The sequence below is a fragment of the Psychrobacter sp. AOP3-A1-26 genome, assembly GCF_052378235.1.
Lineage (GTDB): Bacteria > Pseudomonadota > Gammaproteobacteria > Pseudomonadales > Moraxellaceae > Psychrobacter.
This window is the reverse complement of the sequence record NZ_JBQSXN010000203.1, coordinates 1-735: the sequence shown is the minus strand read 5'-3', so window position 1 is coordinate 735 and position 735 is coordinate 1. Positions and strand designations below refer to the sequence as shown.

Sequence of the window (735 nt, the reverse complement as noted above, 5' to 3'; positions counted from 1 at the left end):
ACAATTACAGGATTCATAGTAATGTTAGGGTTTTTTTTGGCGTTTGTTGCAACGATGGGTCCACCTATTGCACCTCATATTTGGAATGGGGGTCTGGATGGTGGTATTAGAATAGGCACTATTGTTATCGGCTTGGGTTCATGTGCTGCTATATTGCTTTGGTTTTTCTGGACTCTATGTTTTGATATCTATCGTCTTATTATTCGTACACCCCTGCCCGACTCTGATACTGAAACCAAATAGAGCAAGTAAGGTTTATAGCTACCTATTATTAATAAAAACCACAGAAAGAGATTTAGATGCCAAGTTTTATAGTTGTAGACGATGAAATTATTAACTTATCGGAAATAAGACGGATAATTGCGGATAAAAAGCGACTTACAATCACATTTCATTTAGGATTTTGGAATGGTAACGCATTCAAACGATGTACTGACAACGAGCATTTTGAGGAAGTTTTTAGCGATATAGTAACCAAGTTAGAAGCTGAGCACGTTTAAACAGACTACTCGGAGTGTCCAATTTTAGCTATCGCCAGTCATTGACTGATGATAGCTAAAACCATAAGTGGCGTATGATGGTTGAGATGACCATAGAGACTACAAAGAAATACCAATACAGATATTTAGGTTTGACTAAATTGGTATATTTATAAAATAAAAAACTGAAAATATTTTAGCTTGGGGCTTTTTAATATTTGAGGCTATATGCAATACAGGGTATCAGTAGTTAATC

1 protein-coding gene is annotated in these 735 nt (G+C 35.6%); it reads left to right on the top strand.

What is annotated here, in order from left to right; genetic code table 11:
* The coding region (locus ACT3TU_RS14310; protein ID WP_444784538.1) for a hypothetical protein at window positions 1-243 on the top strand (243 nt) is incomplete at its 5' end.
* Window positions 244-735 lie beyond the last annotated feature (492 nt).